Origin of the sequence: Actinomadura sp. HBU206391, from assembly GCF_014323665.1 — a bacterium.
Classification (GTDB): Bacteria; Actinomycetota; Actinomycetes; order Streptosporangiales; family Streptosporangiaceae; genus Actinomadura_C.
The window spans coordinates 36282-53110 of record NZ_JABVEB010000005.1; the positions used below are offsets into that span (position 1 = coordinate 36282).

The 16829-nt window shown below is 70.3% G+C and carries 14 protein-coding genes; 5 read left to right on the plus strand and 9 right to left on the minus strand.

Translation table 11 applies throughout. From position 1 onward, the window contains the following. Window positions 1-3 precede the first annotated feature (3 nt). The 4 genes from HKK72_RS04345 to HKK72_RS04360 all read right to left on the minus strand — a co-directional run bounded on the left by HKK72_RS04345 (window position 4) and on the right by HKK72_RS04360 (window position 4494). Entirely contained in the window at window positions 4-1641 is a 1638-nt protein-coding gene (locus tag HKK72_RS04345; RefSeq protein WP_187232913.1) for a hypothetical protein, read from the minus strand. Between the two features lie 159 nt (window positions 1642-1800). Then, a complete protein-coding gene (pheA, locus tag HKK72_RS04350; protein WP_187232914.1) occupies window positions 1801-2718 on the minus strand; it encodes a prephenate dehydratase in 918 nt (305 codons plus the stop codon). Between the two features lie 25 nt (window positions 2719-2743). Beyond that, entirely contained in the window at window positions 2744-3202 is a 459-nt protein-coding gene (locus HKK72_RS04355; RefSeq protein ID WP_187232915.1) for a DUF4446 family protein, read from the minus strand. Next, the gene (locus tag HKK72_RS04360) at window positions 3199-4494 is read right to left on the minus strand and encodes a glycosyltransferase 87 family protein (protein ID WP_187232916.1); all 1296 of its coding nucleotides are present in this window, start codon (window positions 4492-4494) and stop codon (window positions 3199-3201) included. The genes HKK72_RS04355 and HKK72_RS04360 overlap by 4 nt, the downstream gene beginning before the upstream one ends. A 62-nt stretch (window positions 4495-4556) precedes the next feature. Between HKK72_RS04360 and HKK72_RS04365 the strand changes: the two genes are divergently transcribed. After that, window positions 4557-6944 (plus strand): hypothetical protein, encoded by a 2388-nt coding sequence (locus tag HKK72_RS04365; protein ID WP_187232917.1) that lies wholly within the window; start codon window positions 4557-4559, stop codon window positions 6942-6944. A gap of 1398 nt (window positions 6945-8342) precedes the next feature. On the opposite strand, the gene HKK72_RS04370 is transcribed toward HKK72_RS04365, so the two are convergent. After that, window positions 8343-9074 carry a glycosyltransferase gene (locus HKK72_RS04370; protein WP_187232918.1) on the minus strand — a complete coding sequence of 244 codons (732 nt, stop codon included), beginning with the start codon at window positions 9072-9074 and terminating at the stop codon, window positions 8343-8345. Between the two features lie 60 nt (window positions 9075-9134). After that, window positions 9135-9470 (minus strand): STAS domain-containing protein, encoded by a 336-nt coding sequence (locus tag HKK72_RS04375; protein WP_187232919.1) that lies wholly within the window; start codon window positions 9468-9470, stop codon window positions 9135-9137. A 320-nt stretch (window positions 9471-9790) separates the two neighbouring features. Here HKK72_RS04375 and HKK72_RS04380 point away from each other — a divergent pair, with 320 nt between their 5' ends. Next, a complete protein-coding gene (locus HKK72_RS04380; RefSeq protein WP_187232920.1) occupies window positions 9791-10174 on the plus strand; it encodes a hypothetical protein in 384 nt (127 codons plus the stop codon). A 96-nt stretch (window positions 10175-10270) separates the two neighbouring features. On the opposite strand, the gene HKK72_RS04385 is transcribed toward HKK72_RS04380, so the two are convergent. The 3 genes from HKK72_RS04385 to HKK72_RS04395 all read right to left on the minus strand — a co-directional run bounded on the left by HKK72_RS04385 (window position 10271) and on the right by HKK72_RS04395 (window position 13998). Beyond that, a complete protein-coding gene (locus HKK72_RS04385; RefSeq protein ID WP_187232921.1) occupies window positions 10271-11737 on the minus strand; it encodes an FG-GAP-like repeat-containing protein in 1467 nt (488 codons plus the stop codon). Between the two features lie 300 nt (window positions 11738-12037). Then, on the minus strand, window positions 12038-13174 hold the full coding sequence (locus HKK72_RS04390) for a sensor histidine kinase (RefSeq protein ID WP_187232922.1): 1137 nt from the start codon (window positions 13172-13174) through the stop codon (window positions 12038-12040). Further along, on the minus strand, window positions 13171-13998 hold the full coding sequence (locus tag HKK72_RS04395; RefSeq protein WP_315987067.1) for a response regulator transcription factor: 828 nt from the start codon (window positions 13996-13998) through the stop codon (window positions 13171-13173). Before HKK72_RS04395 ends, HKK72_RS04390 begins: the two co-directional genes overlap by 4 nt. A gap of 161 nt (window positions 13999-14159) precedes the next feature. On the opposite strand from HKK72_RS04395, the gene HKK72_RS04400 reads away from it, so the two are divergent. From HKK72_RS04400 to HKK72_RS04410, 3 genes are all read left to right on the plus strand, one after another. Next, window positions 14160-14813, plus strand: a complete 654-nt coding sequence (locus HKK72_RS04400) for a glycosyltransferase family 2 protein (RefSeq protein ID WP_187232924.1) — start codon at window positions 14160-14162, stop codon at window positions 14811-14813. Window positions 14814-14933: 120 nt separating this feature from the next. Beyond that, the gene (locus HKK72_RS04405; protein WP_187232925.1) at window positions 14934-15107 is read left to right on the plus strand and encodes a hypothetical protein; all 174 of its coding nucleotides are present in this window, start codon (window positions 14934-14936) and stop codon (window positions 15105-15107) included. Between the two features lie 65 nt (window positions 15108-15172). Next, a complete protein-coding gene (locus tag HKK72_RS04410; RefSeq protein WP_187232926.1) occupies window positions 15173-16729 on the plus strand; it encodes a long-chain-fatty-acid--CoA ligase in 1557 nt (518 codons plus the stop codon). Window positions 16730-16829: the final 100 nt, after the last annotated feature.

A 16829-nucleotide genomic window follows, 5' to 3' on the forward strand; every position in this document is an offset into this window, starting at 1 on the left:
GCGTCAGCGGACGTCGACGTAGTCGCTGCCGCTGGAGCCGGGCAGATAGCTCGTGGCGCCCTTGTACTTGGCCATCCAACTGCCGTCCCGGCTCGCCTTGAAACCCTTGCGGAACTTCCCGTACCGGTCGGTCTTGGCGACCGCCATATACGTCCAGGTACTCGACCCGCGCGGCTGGAAGTACAGGTACACCCACTGACCGCTCCACGAACCCCACGACGACACGTACCTCTTCAACGTCCCGCCCACCGTGATGGTCGCGCCCTTGCGCACCGGCTCCGGAGCCGCGTTGAACGAAGAGATCGTCGTCCGGTACTTCACATCCACGTAGTCGGCCGGACCGGTCGAGGGCACCAGGTTCCAGTGATCGACCACGGCCCTCCAGTAGCCGTCCCGGTCTGGGGACGTCCGAAAGGTGACGTTGCCGTTGGCGTCGGTGAGCGCCGACGTCCAAACACTCCACTTCTCGCCATCGGCAGAGAACTGCAGGTCCACGTTCGACTGGGGGGCGCCGGTCAGCGTGCCGTCGGCCATCCTGCGCATGATCCTGGCACGTGCGGTCAGCGTCGCCCCCTTTCCGACGGGTTCGGGACCCGCGTCGGAGCCCGTCACGGAACTCGCGTACCTGGCGCTACGTGCGCCGTCGTCGCGTGCGTAGGCGTACTCGTAGCCCCTGGTGTTGTAGAGAGACTCCTCAATCGGGACGAAGTTCGCGAACCACGAGCCGCGCCCGGGAAGCGGGATCCGCAGCGTGAAGGTCCCGTCGTCGGCCGTCGTCACCGTGCCCGCTTTCCGGGAGGTCTGCGCGTCCTCGTCATACAGTTCGAGGGTCACGAGCTTGCCGGGCAACGCGCCCCACACGCCGTCCACGCTCTGACGCTCCAGGCGGCCGGCCAGGGCCACCGGCTGTCCGATGACCCCTGCACTCGGCGACGCCTTGAACGTCAGGCGCGTCGGCAGCCTCCACAGCGTCACAGGGATCACGGCCGAGCTCACGGGCCGATAGGTGCGGTCTCCGGTGAAGACCACCTTGGTCTCGCCGGTCCCCCACAGCGCCGCGGTGCCGGCGAACCTTCCGTCGGCGTCAGTGCCGCTGCTCACCTCGTTCGCCCCGGAAGCACGGAAACCCACCGAGGCTCCGGCGACCGCGTGCTCGACGCCCGCGGCGTCCCGGTGGACCAGGCGGCCACGGAACGAGGTGGTCGCGTGCTCGATGTCGAAGGTTCCGGGGCTCACGTCGAACTCGCTGAACACCACGTCGAGGCCATTCTCGATCACCCCGCGGTCACGGTGCAGGACCGTACGGGTGTCGTTGGCGAGCTCCACATCGATCGTGAAGCGGCCCTGTGCCACGGTGACGGACGACAGGCTGCGCCAGATGCCGTCCTGCCGGGTGCCGCCGACCAGTTCGAAGCCCTCGACCGTCTGATCCACGGTGGTGACGCCGACCGGTCGCAACAGCGCCTTGATGGAGGTGATGTCGCTCCACGACGTCGCCGAGATCTCGATCTTGGTGGTCGCCCCAGGAGAGACCGCCTTGGCATACCGGGCCGAGAGCGGCAACGGCGCCTCGGCGACGGCGGCGGGCGTCGCGGCGACGCCCATGACCGCGCAGAGGCCGAGGACCGACACGACGGCCACGGCTCTCCGCAGGCGATCCGCGTTGATCAATTGTGTGAGCACGCCGGGGGGACGCGGCTCGGGCCGAATCGGTTTACCGGTGAGAACGGGCGGCCGGGCACAAAATGATCACGATGGCCGCCCTGGAAGGCGGTCCCGGGCCGACCGATGGTGGAACGGTCAGGGGTGGCCGGCTCTGATGGCGCGGAGCCAGGCCGATGCCTCGGTGAAGTCGTCGTCGTGGGTGCCGCGGCGGATCTCCGGCCGAGCGTGATCGGCGCCGGCGTACGAGCCGAGGAAGCGGACGTCGGCGCACACCCGGCGCAGGCCCATCAGGGCCTCACCGACCCGGGCGTCGGCGACGTGGCCCTCGAAGTCCATCCAGAACAGGTACGACCCGAGCCCGGCACCGGTCGGCCGGGACTGGATCAGCGTCAGGTTGATGCCGCGCATCGAGAACTCGGTGAGGATCTCGAGCAGCGCGCCCGGATGGTCCTCGCCGATGAAGGCGACCACGGTCGTACGGTCGGCGCCGGACGGCTCGGGCGCCACGCACGGGCGGCGCAGGACGACGAAACGGGTGACCGCGTCGGCCACGTCGTGGATCTCGTCGGCCAGCACGGACAGGCCGTACCTGGCGGCGGCGAAGCCCCCGGCCAGCGCGGCGTCGTACAGCCCGTCGGCCACGTGCTGGGCGGCCTCGGCGTTGGAGGTGGCGGCCCGCCACTCGGCGTCCGGCACGTTCGCCGCCAGCCAGCGCCTGCACTGGGGCTGGGCGTGCGGGTGGCTGGCCACGGTCTTGATCGACGAGAAGGTCGTGCCGGGCCGTACGAGCAGCGCGAACTCGACGGGAAGGTGGATCTCGCCGACGATCTGGAGCGGCTCGCCGGTGGCGAGTTCGTCCAGCGTCGCCGGCACCGAGCCCTCAACGGAGTTCTCCAGCGCCACGACGGCCGCGTCGGCGTCGCCGCGCCGGACCGCGTCGAGCGCCGCGGGCACCGTGGCGAACGGCAGGTGCTCGGCACCGGCCGCTTCCGGAAGCGTGTGCAGTGCCGCTTCCGTGAAGGTGCCGGCCGGGCCGAGGTAGGCGTAGCGCATGGTAGAAGAGGTTACGTGCCCGCGGTCACGCATGTGTCGTCGACGGGGTACCGGAGCCGAAGTCGGGCAGCGGATCGCTCATCCGCACCACCGGCCCCTTACCGAGCCGCGCGGCCCGCAGAGCCTGATCCTCCTCGGGCGACAGCGCCTCGATGCCGCGCCCGTCCCTGACGACCTTGGCATAGGTCCGGGTCTCGGTACGCCCGTTGATCGAGGTCACCACCACGCCGTCACCGGCCGCGTTGATCACTGCGAGCGAGAAGGACAGCCGGCCCGACATCTCCTTCAACGCGTCGTAGTGCACGATGGCCAGGTCTCGCAGGGCCTGGTTGTCGACGACGCCGCCGGCCACCTGCAGTTGGCGCCGCAGCACGTCCGCGCACTCCTCGACGACGAGGTTCACCCGGTTGTGCGCGGCCAGGGCGATGGAGAGCCCGGCCACCCCGGCGACCAGGCCGGCGAGCGCGACAGTGACAAGAATCACGGGGCGAGCGTATCCAGCCGGACCTTCCCAGGCGAGGACTCGCGATGGTCGTTTACCAAATCCAGCCTTCTCACCAGCCACGATCCGAGCAGCAGCACCAGAGACACGGCGATCAAACCGTACGAACTCTGGACCAACCGCCCCGCGAAGCGGAGGACGACGGAATGATCGGGACCGATCAGTTTCGTCCCCCACCACGGCAGCGGCAGGACGTACACCAGCCACATAACGCCTGCGGCGAGGCGTCGTCGCGGGTCGCGCCCGTCCCCGACGAGCACGCCGAGAACGAGAACGATCCACACCAGGTGGTGGATCCAGCCCACCGGGGACAGCAGAACCGACAGCAGGCCGACGATCGCGATGCCCGCCATCTCGGCGCTGCGGGCGTCCGGCCCGTCCAGCCGGGCGACCGTCAGCGAGGCCCGGCGCGCGTTGCGGAAGCCGAGATAGCCGACCGTGATGAGGCAGGCGCCCCACAGCAGCGTCGTCAGGCCACCGGGCCAGTACAGCCGGAGCAGCATGCCGTGGATCGACTGGTTCGTAGTGCCGTTGTTGGCCCCGACCCGGTCGTTGTCGAGCAACGCGCCGAACCAGTAGTCGACGGAGTCTCCGGGCAGGATGGCGAAGGCGCACAACGTGGCCACCACCGCCGTCGTCATGGCGTTGAAGGAGGCCTGCCGCCGCCCGCTGATCAGCAGATAGATGATGAAGACCCCGGGGACCAGCTTGATCGCGGTCGCGAGCCCGATCAGCACGCCGCGCGGCCAGCGCGGCGACTCCGTCGCGCAGTCCGCGACGCACATCACCAGAAGGAACAGCCCGACCTGGCCGAACCGGATCTGATCGCTGACCGACATGAGATGCGCGGTGGCCCCGAACAGCGCCCCCATGGCGAGGGGCGCCCAGCGGCCTGCCCGGCGGATCAGATCACGGAAGGCGTACCAGACCGCGATCGTCAGTGCCGCGTAGACCATGGCGACCCACACCCACTGCACGACCGGCCACGAGATCACCGCCAGCGGCGCGGCGAGCAGCGCGGCGAACGGCGGATACGTGAAGGGCAGCAACTGCGGGGGCTGGGTGAGCACGTCGTAGACCGGAGCGCCCCTCAGCACCGCCTGGCCACCGGAACGGTAGACGTCGAGATCGACGAGCCGTTGGTCCGGCGGATTGGTCAGCCAATGCATGAGGATCGGCGCGACCGCCGCCACGGCGACGAGAATCCCCGCCGCCACGATCGCGAGGTCGGCGGGGGCCGGCCGTCGCCCGCGTACGGTCGTCCGTTCACCCATGCGTCCATCCTGGCCCAAGACGCCCACTAACCTGAGATCGACCTTGACGATGGAGGTGCCAGGTGTCGCAACGGGGGGCAACGGCCGCCGCATGCTGTGCAGCGGCGCTGCTGGCCTTTCTCGTGCTCCTGGCGCCGCCGTCGGCCGCGGCACCGGGCCCGGCGGGCGGCACGGGCACGGCCGTGAGCCAGAGTACGCGCTCCCACGCCGCAGTAGGCCCGACCCTGCCGGGGACCGGGCGCGTCGCGATCATCGGGGTGCCCAGCCTGCTGTGGAGCGACATCAGCGAGACCGGCACCCCCGCGCTCTGGCGGCTGACCGGCACCGGATCGGCCGCCGCGCTCAGCGTCCGCGCGACCACCAGCATCACCTGCCCGGTCGACGGCTGGCTCACCGTCTCGGCCGGGCAGCGCGCCCGCCTGGCCCACGGCAACTGTGCCCTCCCTCCGGCCCCGGCCGTACAGGGCGAGAACGCCCAGGCGGCCGGCTGGCCGGGGATCCACAAGGACAACGCCGGCACGTCGTACAAGGCCCAGGTCGGTCTCCTCGGCAACGCCGTACGCCAGGCCGGAGCCGTGAAGACGGGCACCGGCCAGGCGCCTCCGGCCCAGGGGCAGCAGGCTCCGGGTGCGGCGGCCCAGCGATGCACGATGGCGGTCGGACCGGGTGCCGTCTACGGGGCGGCCGACGGCACCGGCGCGGTGGACGTCTATGCCCCCTCGGTCGACCGGGTGCCCCCTGGTGGTTGGACCCGGTGCGCGCTGACCGTGGTCGAGGTCGACGACGTCTTCCGGGCGTACATCAACGCCGGCGTTGACCTGCGGGGCGCGCAGGTGCCGCTCAGCGCGAAGAGCCGCCGGGCCGCGGCGGCCGCCGCCGACCGGCGGGTCGACCAGGTGCTCGCCGCGCTTCCGCCGGACACCACCGTGCTGGTCGCGGGGCTGTCCGACACCGTGCTGGCGCACCTGCACGTCGCCCTGGCGGCCGGGCCGGCCGGGGACGGGTCGAGCTTCGGATCGGTCGCCGGCTCGCACTCGGGCGACGCCGCCGGCGGCCCGGGTTACCTGACCGGCAATTCGACCCGCCGGACCGGGCTGGTGGCGCTCACCGACGTCACCGCCACGGCGTTGCAGGCGCTCGGGCTGCCCCAGCCACCGCAGGCCATCGGCTCCCCATGGCGTGCGAAGGCCTCCGCCGACGCGGCCGCCACCAAAGTGCACAACCTGAACGACGAGGACGTCGCGGCGCAGGTGGTCAGCCGGATGCAGGCCGCCTTCTTCATCGTGCTGTTCGGCGGGCAGTTGCTGGTCTATGTGATCGCCTCGATGGCGCTACGCCGCCGCCGGGGCGGCGCGGACACGCGGCGGCGCATCCTGGGCGCCATCCGCGTCGTGTCGCTGATCGGCGCGGCCGCCCCGGTGGCCACGTTCCTGGCCAATCTCGTGCCGTGGTGGCGCAATCCCCATCCGCTGGCGGGGCTGCTCCTCAGCGCGACCGCAGCGCTGGCCGTGGTGATCGGGCTGGCCCTGGGCGGCCCATGGCGGCGATCGGTCATCACCCCCGGCCTGATCATCGCCGGAGTGACCGCCCTTGTGCTCGGCCTCGACGTGGTGACGGGCTCGCACCTGGAGCTCAACGCGTTCATGGGCTACAACGCGATCGTCGCCGGCCGTTACTACGGCTTCGGCAACCCGGCCTTCGCCCTCTTCGCCACGGCGGCGATCCTGTCGGCGGCATGGCTCGCGGAATGGCCGCTGCGGGCCCACCGGAGAAGGATCGCGGTGGCGGTGGTGCTGGTCGTGGGCTTCGGCGCGATGGCGATCGACGGCTGGCCGGCCTGGGGCAGCGACTTCGGCGGCGTGCTCGCGATCGTGCCCGCCATCGCCGTGCTCACCCTGATGGTCGCGGGCAAGCGGGTCTCGGCGCTCAGACTGGGCCTGTTCTGCCTGGCCGGAGCCATCGTGGTGCTGTTGATCTCCTACGTCGACGCGCGCCGCCCGGTCGGTGACCAGTCACACCTCGGCCGGTTCTGGGAACAGCTCATGGCCGGCGAGGCGTGGGACGTGATCGTGCGCAAGGCCGGGGCGATGCTGCACAGCCTCGGTTACTGGCCGTTCACCGTGATCGCCATCACCGCGCTCAGCTTCCTGTACTTCGTGCTGGCCCGACCGCTCGACTGGCGCGCCGCGCTGCTCGGCCGCGCCTACTCCTACTCGGCCACCCTGCGGCCCGCGCTGCTCTCGGCGCTCACGGTGGCGATCATCGGCATGCTGATGAACGACTCGGGGGTGGTGGTGCCGGCGCTGGTGTTCAGCCTCGCGATCCCGCTCGTACTGGCGGCTTCGGTCCGGGCGCTGGAACTGGACGGGGAGCCTGGCGAGCCCACACCACCAGAAGGACCAGCACCACGGTCAGAACCCACGGGACGATCACCGGCCGCACCACGGTGAACAGCCAGGACAGGCCGTCCGGAAGATCGATCAGCTTGGGAGCGCGAGCCGGCAGATAGGCCAGGCTGATCGCCACCGTCCGCGCCACCAGCAGCCGGTCGAACCGCGACCACGGCAGCAACGCCAGCACCGCCCAGCCCAGCCCGTCGTACCAGGGCAGCGCGTACGGCGCCGCGAACAGCCAGGCGAGCACCAGCGCGGCCGCGATCCGCCGGCTCTCGTGCCCCGGCTCGACGGGCAGCGCGCGTGCGAGCAGCGCGGTCAGCCCGACCAGCAGCAACAGCGCCCCGGCCTGAACGACCGGGCGGTTGGTCCCCTTGCCGAGCGCCACGTCGACCAGGTGCCACGGCGTGGCCAGCGACACCGAGCTCGAGGCCCTCCTGACCTGGGCGAACGCCTGCCATCCGACCAGGCTGTAGGCCACCGCCGTGACCGTCGCCGCCGCGCCGAACAGCGCCGCCGCCGGGAGCAGCGGCCGGACGGAACGCAGTGATCGCGCTTGCCGCCAGGGCCGCCCGCGCAGGAGCAGCCAGGCGGGCCCGCCGCCGACGAGGGCGGCCGGCAGTTTGAGCGCGACCCCGGCCCCGATGAGCGCCCCGGTGGCGAGGATCTTCGAGGCCGTGGGGGCCGTTCTGACCTGGTCGACTCGGCCGACCGGCCCGAGATCCCCGGATCCCCCCCGGCGGCCCGCGAACACCGCGAGGGCCCCAATGGCGACGGCGATGCTCAAGGTGTCGTTGTGGGCCCCGGACACCAGGTGAAAGAGCATCAACGGGTTGAGCGTCCAGAACAGGACCGACCGGACCGGATCGGCGTACCGGTAGAGGATCAGGCCGACGAGGGCGAAGGCCAGCGCGCCCGACAGCGACAGGGCGAAGACCGTCAGCCGGACCGACTCACCACCGATCCAGGAGGCGATGGCCTGCTGACCGGTCGCGATCGGCCCGTACAGCGACGGCGTGGAGCGCCACTCCTGCACGGTGCGCGCCACCGGGTCGGCGGGCAGGTCCACGGCCGTGGTGGTGTACGGATCATGACCGGTCACCGCCATCCGGCCGTAGGCGGCGTAGTTCAGATGATCGGCCGAGCCGACCGGTGGCATGAACGCGAACGCCGCCGTCGCGAGCAGCCCGGCCAGCAGGAGCGGTCTCGGCGCCGGGCGCCAGCCTCGGCCCACCGCGTGCAGGCAGAGCCCCAGGCCGAGCCCGGCGAGCAGCACGCCGCCGACCACGAGACCGATCACGAGGTACGGCGAGGGATCCGCGGTCAGGGAGAACGGCGGACCGGAGCCGGGCAGACCGGGCTGCATCGCCGACGGCCCGAGCAGGGCCGTGACGAGGAAGCATCCGGTGCTCAGGCCGATGCCGCAGAGCCCGGCGGTACCGATCCTGCCTGGGATCACTTGAAGCCGCGGAGCCGGTCGAGACGGCCGGCGATCACCGGCTCACGGACGGCCAGGGCGCGGGCCACGTCGCGGAACTGCCTGGCCCGGTGGACCTGCGCCTTCCAGTCGGTGCCGGTGGCCCGGTGCGCCAGCGGCACCTCGACCTCCTTCACCCGGAAGCCCTCGCGCACCAGGTCGATGGTCAGCGCGGTCTCGACCCCGAAGCCCGGGGCGAGCGGAAGCGCCGCGGCGAACGCCGACCGGGTCAGGCAGCGCTGCCCGTTGAGCGGCTGCGTCGCCTGCCAGCCGGTCGCCCGCCTGATGCCGTCGCGCGACAACCGGACCACGAAGCCATGGCCGCCGAGCTTGACGATCGAGGAGAACACCGCGATCGTCATGTCGGCCTCGCCGCGCCTGACCGGTTCGATCAGCGGCGCGGCGTCGCGGGCGGTCTCGGCCAGGTCGGCGTCGAGGAACAGCAGATGCCGCGGCATCTCCCGCCCGTCGTCGAGAAGACGCACGGCCTCGGCACCGGTCTCCATCGCGGCGCCCTTGCCCCGGTTCCGGCTGTGCCGTACGACCTTGGCGCCCGCGTCCTCGGCCAGCCGGCCCGTCCGGTCGGCCGATCCGTCATCCACGACGACGACAAGATCGACACCGGGCAGTTCCAGCGCGGCCTTCACCGTCGCGGCGATACGGTCCTGTTCGTCCTTGGCCGCGATGATGACGGCCACGTCAGCCTGCATACAGGCGATGGTAGTGCCGCCAAGCCGTGCTGACCGGTCAGCGACGCCGGAACGGCGGCATCAGGTCACATCGAGAGCCGGCACGGCGTCGTGCACCGAGAACACGGTGTCGAGACCCGTGACCTGCAGGATTCGCCGTACGGCGGGTCGCGGTGCGGCCAGCTCGAGCGTGCCGCCCTGCTCCTTGAGCCGCTTCATGGCGGACAGCAGCACGTTCATGCCGGTCGAGTCGCAGAACTCGATACCGCTCAGGTCCACCACGACACGGTCGACGCGGTCGCGCAGCAGCGAGGCCAGTACGGTCTGCAGCCGCGGAGCGGTGTAGAGGTCCAGTTCGCCGCTCGCGGTGACGACGGCGTGACCTCCCTGAGACGTACTTGAGACATTTAGCTCCACCTGCCGCACACTATCGGGCCGCGGGTCCATGGGCCAGAGAGTTCGCATACTCAGATCCCATTCACCGACGGTCTTTACCAGATACGTCACGATCTGGGCCATGTTCTGCGACGACGAAGTATGGAATTCGCCTCTCAGCCCGAGCCCGAGTGCGGGAGGCTAGGGGCCGTGCAACAGCGGCTTGGCAACTCGAGGCGTGTCATGCAAGGCCCCGGTCATCCATCGATGACCTCGGCCGCATCCTGCCCGGACACGGGTCGGCCGAACGCGAGTCGTCCAAATTCGGAGCAACAAATGGCCGAATGTCCGGAGATCACGCCATGACCGCCGACAGAACCGCAGACAGATTCGCCGATCCCCGACAGGCGAGACTGCGGGAACGCCTCGAGACGATCCGGATCCGCTCGGAGAAGTCGAACTCCTGGCGTTCTTCGACACAGTTCCTGTCCCGGTTGATCAATCGGGAGGGCTTCGTCCCGGTGAAGACCACGCTGTCGCGGGAGGACATCGCGTTCCTGGCCGGCGCCCGGAGCGACGTGATCGCTCTGGCCGAGCTGGGGATCCGCCTGCTCGAGATGCATCAGCCCCGGGACGCCGGAGGCATCTCCAGCGATCCCGACAACCCGATCCGCCGATGCCGGGCCTGCATGTGGCGGTGGCCCTGCCCGACCTACCGTGCCATCGACGAGGCCGTCGACCACTGAACCACCGGTGCGGCTCGAACTTCTGCAAGATCACGACCGAGGCGGTGTGACCTTGCAGAAGTTCGCGGATGCCGGCAGAGGGTCAGCGGCAGGGGGTCAGCGGCCGAGGACGCGGCCCAGTTCGGCGTTGCGGCCGCCCACGCTCCACGTGCCCGTCCCGAGCCAGAGCGAGCCGGTCACGGGCAGGACGCCGGTGGTGCCGCCCTTGATCCACGTGATCGCGCCATCGGTCCCGTTCTCGCGCGGCGCGCCGACCGTCAGGTCCCCCGCGCCGTCGTTGTTGTTGTCGAGCAGCGTGACCTGGAAACCGAATTGGTCATTGGTCTCCGAACCGCCGCCCACACCCTCGGTGTCCTGCGTCACCTGCTGTGAGCCGGCGCCGGTCAGACCCGTGGCCGAACCGAACAGCACATACGCACTGCCGGCGTCGACGACCGTACCGACCTCGTCGTAGGGGGTCCCCACCGCGAGATCGGCCTTGCCGTCCTTGTTCACGTCGCCCGCCGCGACGTTGAGACCGAAGTAGTCCTTGGTCACCGGATCGCCGGGGACGTCCGCGGTGCCCTGATGGACCGACGTCCTGTTGGTCGCGTCCACTCCGGTCGCGGAGCCCTTGTAAACGGTGATCCTGCCGCCGACGATCCCGTTCGGCTGGCCGACCGCGACGTCGCCATGGCCCTCACCGTCGAAGTCGCCCACCGCGACCGACGTCACCTCGGCGAGAACGCTGGTGGCCAGGTCGGGGTTGAGGCCGCCGTCGGCCGTCCCCGGGTACACAACGAACCCGCGCCGCTCGGACGGCTCGGCCCAGTCGGCGTCGTACCAGGCGTAGACCGCGTCGCCGATACCGTCACCGGTGACGTCCCCGTTCGCCACCCACGAGTTGGTCACGTCCTCGAGGGACTTGGTCGAAGCGCCCTCCTTCTTCCCGCGCGGCACGACCTGCGAGCCGGCCGCCTTCGGGCTCCGAGTGGTGCCGGCGGCGCGTGCGCTCTCGGCGCCGCCGAAGACGACGAACTTGAAGATGGACATGCCGGGAACGGTGACGAACAGCTTGGGCGCGCCGCTCGCCTCGATCATGCCGGCGGACAGGTACTCGCCCCAGCGGTTGTTCGGGAGGGCCTCGCCCGCGTCGAGCTCCTCGAAGGAGTCGGAGACGTCGCCCAGGCCGCTCGGCGTGCCCCACACGACGGTGACCAGACCGGCGTTCGCACCGGTGGGAGTGTCCTCGTCCGGCGTACCGATCGCCAGGTCGGCGTAGCCGTCCGCGTCGAAGTCGCCGGACGCGAGCCCATGGCCGAAGTGGTCACCGGCCTCGGCGGTCCCGGAAACGCCGGCGCTGTCCTGGCTGATGACCTTCTTCTTGGCCGTGTTGAGCCCGGCGCTGCTGCCGTAGATCACGCTGACGAAACCTGCGGTCGTCTTGGTGCCCACCGTGCCGTTCGGGCTGCCGATGGCCAGGTCCTGGTAGCCGTCGCCGTTGAAGTCGTACGGCTTGGCAAGAGGCGCCGCCGAAGCCGATGGAGCCAGACCCGCAAGACCGAGTCCCCCGAGCGCAGTCACCGCGGCAATGGCCGCAGTGCGTACGAGAACGCGAGATTTCAAAATGGAGCCCTCCCGTCGATGCGCGCCTTCGATGCCGCGCAGTACAACGAAGACGCGCAGACATTACATGAGGTTTACCGTGTTATGCCCAATTGTCAGCGAGTTTGTTGTATGGGCGGTGATGAGACGCGTGCCGGGGGTCGCCATCGTCGACGTCATGGTCTGGCCGGGGTCGGCCGAACACCGTCTCCGTGCAATTGCCGTCAATGCCGCCCTGCGCCCGCGAACTCCGGCATCCCGGCAAGTCCGGTCGCGCGGTCAGCCGCCGAGGGAGGCGCGCTCGCCGCCGAGGGGCAGCCGGACGACGAAGCGGCAACCGGGCAAGGCGTTCGTGACGCCGATCTCGCCCGCGTGGGCCTCGACGATGCCGCGCGCGATCGCCAGCCCCAGGCCCGCCCCGCCGCCCGGGGACCGCGCGGCCTCCCCCCGGAACGCCACATCGAAGACCCTCGCCAGGTCCTGTTCGGGGATTCCGCCACAGGCGTCGGTGACCGTCACGCAGACCATGCCGTCCCGCAGCTCGCCGAGCACCTCGATGGTCTCGTCCCACGGGGTGTGCCGGATCGCGTTGACGACAAGGTTGCGCAGGGCACGGCCCAGCTCGGAGGCGTCCACCTCCACGGGCACGCCCGCCTGCGACTTTCCGCGCAACCGCACCCCCTTGGCCACGGCGAGCGCCTCGGTGCCCGCTATGGCCTCGGCGACGAGATCTTCCAGGCCGATCCGCTGCCGCGACAGCCGCAGCGCTCCGGCATGAATGCGGGACAGCTCGAAGAGGTCGTCCACCATCTCGGTGAGCCGGTCCACCTCGACCCTGATCCGGCCGTGGTAGCGGCCCACGGTGGCGGCGTCGACCACCACCTCGTCTTCGAGCGCCTCCGCCATGGCGCGCAGGCCCGCCAGTGGCGTACGCAGATCGTGGCTGACCCAGGCGACGAGCTCACGCCTGCTGGACTCGAGGGCCTGCTCTCTGCGGTGTGAGGCGTCGAGCCGCTCGTAGGCGGCCGCCAGTTCACGCGCCAGCTCGGCGAGCTCCGCGGGCAGCCGGGTCCGGGGAACGCGGAAGGAGTCCGCCCGTACGGCCTGCACGAGCGCGCGGTTCGCCGCGATCAGCCGGCGGCCCAGCAGGAGCGAGACCCCCAGGCTGACGAGTCCGGCGGCCAGCACGACGGTCAGCGCGACGTTGCGATCGTGCTCGGAGAGCATCATGCGGACGGTGATGGCGACGATGCCCGCGACGGAGCTCACCACGGTCGCCGTGGCGACGACCGTGAGCTGGGCCGCCACCGAACGACCCCGCAGGGCGTACAGAGCGGCGAGGCCGACCAGGGCGACGAGCAGTGCGGCTCCGGCGGCGTAGGCCGCCACCTCGATGAGATCTCGTAGCGGAATCATGCGGGACCGCCCGCGTCGCCGGCGGCGTCACCACGGCCGTCCCTCGCCCCGTGACTCGGCGTACCGCGCGGCGCGTCGGCAGGCGTGCCGCCCGGCGCACCGCCGGAGGATGACGCCGCGTCGCCGTCGGCGGTCTCGTACCTGTAGCCGACGCCCCACACAGTGACGATCCGGCGGGGGACGGTCGGGTCGTCCTCGATCTTCTCCCGGAGCCGCCGCACGTGCACCGTCACAGTGGAGGAGTCCCCGAACGACCATCCCCAGACCTGGCCGAGCAGGTCCTCGCGGGTGAACGCGCGGCGCGGGTGCCGGAGCAGGTACGCGAGAAGGTCGAACTCTCGGGCGGTGAGACGAAGTTCCACACCGCGCAACGTGGCCTCGTGCGCGCCGACGTCGACCACGAGGTCTCCGTCGCGGATCAGGCCGACGCCGATCGACGTCAGCGTGCCGCGAGCCCGCCGCAACACCGACCTGACCCGCAGGGCGAGCTCACGGGGGCTGAACGGTTTGGTCACGTAGTCGTCCGCGCCGGTCTCCAGGCCGATCAGCCGGTCGGTCTCCTGTCCCAGCGCGGTCAGCATGACGACCGGGACGGGCGAGCTCTCGCGGAGCCGCCGGCAGACCTCCAGACCGCTCATGCCGGGGAGCATCAGATCGAGCACCACCAGGTCGGGCGGATTGCGCAGAGCCAGGCGAAGCGCCTCGGCTCCGTCGGCCACGCACTCGACCTGGTGCCCGTCGCGCAGCAGATACCGGGCGACCACCTCGGCCACGGTCGGGTCGTCGTCGACCACCAGGATGCGCCCGGCCTCCTCGGCGGTCACCGCGCCGACGCCCTGGACACCGTACGGGCGAAAGGACCGGCCACTGGGGGAACAACACGGGAGGTCACGCTGTCCACCATAAGGACCATTTCGGCCACCGGGCTTCGACGTCATCACTCCGTAAGGGTCGCCGAGGCCGTACCCGACATAGCGTCCGAGCAATGATCGATGTCGTTCTTCCCTGCCTCGATAAGGCGGAGGCGCTCCCCTGGGTCCTGACCCATATGCCGCTGGGCTACCGGCCGATCGTCGTGAACAACGGATCAGGCGACGGCTCCGCCGCCATCGCAGCCGAGCTCGACGCCGAGGTGGTGCACGAACCACACAGCGGCTTCGGAGCGGCCTGTCACGCCGGCCTGCGGGCGGCGACGAACGAGATCGTGTGCTTCATGGACGCGGACGCGTCACTCGACCCCGGCGAACTGCCGAAGGTCGTGGACCACCTCGACTCCGCCGACCTGGTGCTCGGCCGCCGCCGGCCCACCTCCTTGGGCGCGTGGCCTCTGCATGCCAGGCTCGGCAACGCCGTCCTCACCGCGCGGTTGCAGCGCCGTACGTCCACCAGGCTGCACGACATCGGTCCCATGCGAGCCTGCCGACGTGAGCGGCTGCTCGGCCTCGGGCTCACCGACCAGGGCTTCGGCTACCCGCTCGAGATGGTGCTCCGCGCCGCTCAGGCCGGCTGGGTGCTCGCCGAGATCGACGTCGCCTACCACCCGCGCCAGGGACGGTCGAAGGTCACCGGAAGCGTGCGCGGCACCGCACGGGCCGTGCGCGACATGCGCAAGGCGCTCGCCGGGGGACCGCCCTCGTGAATCGCCACGTGGGCCGCCTCGGTGCTCCCGCTCGCATACGGCACCGATTCGGCCGGGCTCGTGGCCGTTATCGGCCGCTGCCGAGATGCCGCGGCGGTTGCCGCCGCGTACCGTAGAGGCATGACTCGGACGGTCCTGACTGTGCTCGGCGTTCTACTGGCGATCTGGTTGGTCATCACGGTGATCGGCGCGCTCATCGCCACCCTGAAGTTCCTCCTCTACGTGAGCTTCGTCGTCCTCATCGTCATGGGTGTCGTGACAATGATCGGACGGTCCGCCAAAAGCGATAGGTAGCACCTTGTCGCCCCATCGTCGGTTCGCGCATGATGCCTGGAACGTTGCCGACGAGAGGGCCGAACGTGTCACTGCTGACCGATGTGCTGCGCGACCGCACGCGTGAGATCCCGGATCAGATCGCTTTCATCAGTGGGGACGAACGGGTCACCTATGCCGAGTTCGACCGTCGCGTGCATCGCGCCGCGAACGCACTCAGGGCCGCAGGCGTCGAACGTGGCGACCGCGTCGCGATCCTGGACAAGAACTCCATCGAATACGTCGAGCAGTTGTTCGCCGCCGCGCGTCTCGGCGCCGTGCAGGTGCCGGTCAACTACCGGCTGAGCGCCGACGAGGTCGCCTACGTCGTCAACGACGCCCAGGCGCCGGTGTTCCTCGTCGGACGCGAGTTCGTACCGCTGCTCGACGCGATCGCGGACCGGCTGGAACACACCGAGCACCTCGTCGTGGTGGGCACCGGCGAGCACGCCTACCAGGACTACGCCGCATGGGTCGGCGCCTATGACGCCACTCCGGTGAACGTCGAGCTCAGCTCCGACGACGTCTTCGCCCAGCTCTACTCCTCGGGCACCACGGGTCTGCCCAAGGGCGTGATGCTGACGCACGACAACTTCGTCGGCGCGCTTCGCCCGTCCAACCGCACCTGGTCACCGGAGCCGTCATCGGTCCTGATGGTCGCGATGCCCGCGTACCACATCGCCGGTTGCATTCTGAGCATCAGCGTCATCTACGACGGCATCACCGGCGTCATCGTGAGCGACCCCGACCCCGGCCTGATCCTCGACGCCATCTCCGAACACGGCGTCACCCACACGTTCCTCGTACCGGTGCTGCTGCTGTTCATGCCGCAGATGCCGCAGGCGCAGACCGCCGACCTCTCGAGCCTGCGCGTGATGCTGTACGGCGCCTCGCCGATCAGCGACGACGTCCTGCGCGGCGCCATGCGACTGATGCCGCACACCGACTTCATGCAGGTGTACGGCCTGACCGAGACGACCGGCGCCATCACCATGCTGCCGCCCGCCGACCACACCCTCGACGGGCCGAACACGCACCGGTTGCGCAGCGCCGGCCTCCCCACACCGGAGACCGAGCTCAGAATCGTCGATCCGGCCACGGGCGACGAACTGCCGACCGGCCAGGTCGGTGAGATCCTTTCGCGCACCGAGCAGAACATGCGGGGCTACTGGCGGCTGCCCGAGGCGAGTTCCCAGACCATGCTGCCGGACGGCTGGCTGCGTACGGGCGACATCGGCTACCTCGACGAGGACGGTTACCTCTACATCCACGACCGGGTGAAGGACATGATCATCTCGGGCGGGGAGAACATCTACCCGGCCGAGGTCGAGAACGTCCTGATGAGCCATCCGCAGGTGGCCGACTGCGCGATCATCGGGGTGCCCGATCCGAAGTGGGGAGAGACCCCCAAGGCGTTCGTCGTCGTGTCGGGCGAGGTCACCGACCAGGAGCTCATCGACCACTGCCGCGAGCGCCTCGCCCACTTCAAGTGCCCCACGTCGATCGAACGCAGCGAGGCCATCCCACGCAACCCGACCGGCAAGGTGCTCAAGCGTGACCTCCGCGCCCCGTACTGGGCCGATCAGGACCGCGCCGTCCACTGACCCCTGCCCCCCGCAGAACTGCAGGGACGCCGACTCTTCCTCCGTGCTCGTGCGGCGAGCGCCCCGCGAACGTCTGCATGATCACGGCCGGGGATCTTTC